The sequence below is a fragment of the Acinetobacter sp. YH16038 genome (assembly GCF_013417275.1).
Classification (GTDB): domain Bacteria; phylum Pseudomonadota; class Gammaproteobacteria; order Pseudomonadales; family Moraxellaceae; genus Acinetobacter.
The window spans coordinates 1-4,310 of sequence record NZ_VPEG01000084.1 but is presented as its reverse complement, the minus strand read 5'-3'; the positions used below and the strand labels follow the sequence as shown (position 1 = coordinate 4,310).

The following is a 4,310-nucleotide window of genomic DNA, read 5'->3' as shown; positions in this document are numbered from 1 at the left end:
AGGAGGGTAAATTTTCAGCGTTGCTGGCTCCCCGTCAGCCGGATTGGGTTGCATCGCAGGGGTGTCGAAAGAGTCAACTGCGGTCCAAAGCTGTTGGACTTGGGTGAAAAGGGCGTTTATTCTTCCTATACGTCGATCGATTGAATGAAGGACATATACAATCATTTCTCCGACATTTGGTTATGGAGCGAAAAGTTTCAATATCTTATCAAAACCAGGCAATCAATGCGATTAAGTTTTATTACGAACGTGTTTTGGGTGGACAACGGAAAACATATTTCATCGAAAGACCAAAAAAAGAAAAAACACTTCCTGTTGTGATGAGTGAAGAAGAAACCATTCGGGTACTACGCGCTATTGAAAACGTGAAACACAAGGCTATTCTGATGACTATTTATTCGGCAGGTTTGCGCATTTCTGAATGTATAAACCTGAAAATAAAAGACATTGACTCCAAGCGTATGCAAATTCGTATAGAACAGTCAAAAGGAAAAAGAGATCGTTATACCATTTTATCTGAGAAAACATTAATTATTTTAAGAACATACTTTATGGAATATAAACCAAAAGATTATTTATTTGAAGGTCAAAAAGGTGGCGCATACTCAAGCCGAAGTATTCAAAACATTTTTAAAGCAGCTGTTTTAAAAGCAAAGATTCAAAAGGAAGTTACTGTACATACCTTACGACATAGCTTTGCAACGCATTTGCTTGAGAATGGTACGAGTTTACGTTATATTCAATCGTTGTTAGGTCATTCAAGCAGTAAAACAACTGAGGTTTATACACATATTACCACCAAGGGAATGGAACAATTAAAAAGTCCGATGGATTTGTTAGATATATAGAAAGGATTTGTATATTTGAGCAAAACTTAACAAAAAGCACTATGAATATAAATCCTTTTGAGAGAGTAGAAACGAACGGTAAACGGTTGAAAACGGATTTGTCACTGATAATGAAAGGTTTAGCAAAATAAGATATAGTGGATATATACGCCATTTGGCGTATAGCCACTTGTTATGTGCCATTTTTGAATGACAATGCGAATAGATACGGACAAACAAATGAATTTACTTAGTGATAAGAACGTTGCAATAATTGGTGGTGGACCCGTTGGACTGACTATGGCAAAATTATTACAGCAAAACGGCATAGACGTTTCAGTTTACGAAAGAGACAACGACCGAGAGGCAAGAATTTTTGGTGGAACCCTTGACCTACACAAAGGTTCAGGTCAGGAAGCAATGAAAAAAGCGGGATTGTTACAAACTTATTATGACTTAGCCTTACCAATGGGTGTAAATATTGCTGATGAAAAAGGCAATATTTTATCCACAAAAAATGTAAAGCCCGAAAATCGATTTGACAATCCTGAAATAAACAGAAATGACTTAAGGGCTATCTTGTTGAATAGTTTAGAAAACGACACGGTTATTTGGGATAGAAAACTTGTTATGCTTGAACCTGGTAAGAAGAAGTGGACACTAACTTTTGAGAATAAACCGAGTGAAACAGCAGATTTGGTTATTCTTGCCAATGGTGGAATGTCGAAAATAAGGAGCTTTGTTACCGACACGCAAGTTGAAGAAACCGGTACTTTCAACATCCAAGCTGATATTCTTCAACCGGAAATAAACTGTCCCGGATTTTTTCAGCTATGCAACGGCAACCGATTAATGGCGGGACATCAGGGCATTTTATTGTTTGCCAATCCCAATAATAATGGTGCATTGTATTTAGGAATTAGTTTTAAAACGCCCGATGAATGGAAAAATAAAATTCCCTTAGATTTTCAGGACAGAAACAGCGTTGCCGATTTTTTATTGAAAAGATTTTCCAAATGGAGTGAAGTTTACAAACAATTAATACGTTCGGTATCAACATTTCAATGCTTGCCCACAAGGAAATTTCCTTTGAACAATGATTGGAAAAGTAACCGTCCATTACCCATAACAATGATTGGCGATGCTGCTCATTTGATGTCGCCTTTTGCAGGACAGGGTGTAAATACGGGATTATTGGATGCTTTGATATTGTCTGAAAACCTTACAAACGGAGAATTTACAAGTATTGAAAATGCCATCGAAAACTACGAACAACAAATGTTTGTTTATGCAAAAGATACGCAGGACGAATCGACAGAAAACGAAACCGAAATGTTTAGTCCCAATTTTTCGTTTCAAAAATTATTGAATCTATAAACAGTAAGAAAAAACGGCTACTAACAAGCAGTTTTGCAATAGTGGGGCAGAAGTGCAAAATTGAACTTGTGTGCTTCTATCAACTTTTGTACATTAGCTGCCAGTTTAAGATGGGTGCATTTGAGTATGCCCAAAGGAGCCCGCAAGTATGCGCAGGACGAAGCCAGTAGCCGCGCCGATGGTGGCGCGGGTCTATCTGCGCGTCAGCACCGACGCGCAGGACTTGGAACGCCAAGAGGCGATCACTACGGCCGCGAAGGCCGCCGGCTACTACGTCGCCGGCATCTACCGTGAGAAGGCATCCGGCGCACGCGCCGACCGGCCTGAGCTGCTGCGCATGATCGGCGACCTACAGCCCGGCGAGGTGGTCATTGCCGAGAAGATCGACCGCATCAGCCGCCTACCTTTGCCCGAGGCCGAGCGCCTGGTGGCCTCGATACAGGCCAAAGGCGCACGCCTGGCCGTCCCTGGCGTGGTCGATCTATCCGACCTGGCGGCCGAGGCCCAGGGCGTCGCCAAGATCGTGCTGGAAGCCGTGCAGATCATGCTTTTTCGCCTGGCCTTGCAGATGGCCCGCGACGACTACGAGGACAGGCGCGAACGCCAGCGCCAAGGCATTGAGTTGGCCCGCCAGGCCGGGCGGTACAAGGGCCGCCGTGCTGATCCGAAGCGCCGCGCCCAAGTTGTCGCGCTGCGCAAGTCCGGCTACAGCATCAACAAGACCGCCGAGCTGGCCGGGTACAGTGCGGCCCAGGTGAAACGGATATGGGCCGAGGTCAGCCAGGCCGAAGCGAAGCAGCACGGCGCGTTCGTGGAGGACGCATTGACGGAAGCCGATGCCCTGGCCGCTGTCGGCCAGGATGAGCGCCAGGAGGAAAGGGCATGAAGAAGCCGAACCAAGACGACGAGCCGTTTTTCATCACCGAGGAGATTGCGGCCGAAATGATCGCCGGCGGCTATGAGTTCGAGCTGCCGCCCATTCCTTGCACCATCCGCCTACGCGACGTGCTGGAGCGCATGACCGATGCTGAGCTAGCATTGCAGCCGGGCGAGATCGCCGACCAGGAGCGTGAACGCTGCCGGCGCAAGCCGTGTTCAACCTCATGATCTGGTCATGGTATTTTTCATGGCACTGAGCCTGATAGTTCTTGCAAATTGTTGTCACTAAAGGGTTTTGTGTGCTTGTTTACAATCGAGTGGGAGTGACGGGCACTGGCTGGCAATGTCTAGCAACGGCAGGCATTTCGGCTGAGGGTAAAAGAACTTTCCGCTAAGCGATAGACTGTATGTAAACACAGTATTGCAAGGACGCGGAACATGCCTCATGTGGCGGCCAGGACGGCCAGCCGGGATCGGGATACTGGTCGTTACCAGAGCCACCGACCCGAGCAAACCCTTCTCTATCAGATCGTTGACGAGTATTACCCGGCATTCGCTGCGCTTATGGCAGAGCAGGGAAAGGAATTGCCGGGCTATGTGCAACGGGAATTTGAAGAATTTCTCCAATGCGGGCGGCTGGAGCATGGCTTTCTACGGGTTCGCTGCGAGTCTTGCCACGCCGAGCACCTGGTCGCTTTCAGCTGTAAGCGTCGCGGTTTCTGCCCGAGCTGTGGGGCGCGGCGGATGGCCGAAAGTGCCGCCTTGCTGGTTGATGAAGTACTGCCTGAACAACCCATGCGTCAGTGGGTGTTGAGTTTCCCGTTTCAGCTGCGTTTCCTGTTTGCCAGCCGGCCCGAGATCATGGGGTGGGTGCTGGGCATCGTTTACCGCGTCATTGCCACGCACCTGGTCAAGAAAGCGGGCCATACCCACCAAGTGGCCAAGACGGGCGCGGTCACCCTGATCCAGCGTTTTGGATCGGCGCTCAATCTGAATGTTCACTTCCACATGCTGTTTCTCGACGGTGTGTATGTCGAGCAATCCCACGGCTCAGCGCGTTTCCGCTGGGTCAAGGCGCCGACCAGCCCAGAGCTCACCCAGCTGACGCACACCATCGCCCACCGGGTGGGTCGCTATCTGGAACGGCAAGGCCTGCTGGAACGGGATGTCGAAAACAGCTATCTGGCCTCGGATGCGGTGGATGACGACCCGATGACACCCCTGCTG

4 protein-coding genes and 1 pseudogene are annotated in these 4,310 nt (G+C 48.2%); all 5 read left to right on the top strand.

Annotation, left to right across the window (positions count from 1 at the left end):
* The first annotated feature begins 182 nt into the window (after positions 1-182).
* Positions 183-848: a tyrosine-type recombinase/integrase gene (locus FTV34_RS16530; protein ID WP_015060916.1), complete on the top strand. Its 666-nt coding sequence runs from the start codon at positions 183-185 to the stop codon at positions 846-848.
* 189 nt (positions 849-1,037) lie between these two features.
* Positions 1,038-2,204, top strand: a complete 1,167-nt coding sequence (locus FTV34_RS16525; protein ID WP_024160783.1) for a tetracycline-inactivating monooxygenase Tet(X3) — start codon at positions 1,038-1,040, stop codon at positions 2,202-2,204.
* Between the two features lie 148 nt (positions 2,205-2,352).
* Positions 2,353-3,090: a recombinase family protein gene (locus FTV34_RS16520; protein ID WP_001366550.1), complete on the top strand. Its 738-nt coding sequence runs from the start codon at positions 2,353-2,355 to the stop codon at positions 3,088-3,090.
* On the top strand, positions 3,087-3,311 hold the full coding sequence (locus FTV34_RS16515) for a hypothetical protein (RefSeq protein WP_000743213.1): 225 nt from the start codon (positions 3,087-3,089) through the stop codon (positions 3,309-3,311). The genes FTV34_RS16520 and FTV34_RS16515 overlap by 4 nt, the downstream gene beginning before the upstream one ends.
* Before the next feature lie 210 nt (positions 3,312-3,521).
* Positions 3,522-4,310 (top strand): annotated as a pseudogene (locus FTV34_RS16510) (IS91-like element ISVsa3 family transposase); the annotation flags it as partial.

Coding starts and splice junctions, on each gene's coding strand:
- FTV34_RS16530 (WP_015060916.1), top strand. CDS start 183: ATGGAGCGAAAAGTTTCAATATCTTATCAAAACCAGGCAATCAATGCG.
- FTV34_RS16525 (WP_024160783.1), top strand. CDS start 1,038: ATGACAATGCGAATAGATACGGACAAACAAATGAATTTACTTAGTGAT.
- FTV34_RS16515 (WP_000743213.1), top strand. CDS start 3,087: ATGAAGAAGCCGAACCAAGACGACGAGCCGTTTTTCATCACCGAGGAG.
- FTV34_RS16520 (WP_001366550.1), top strand. CDS start 2,353: ATGCGCAGGACGAAGCCAGTAGCCGCGCCGATGGTGGCGCGGGTCTAT.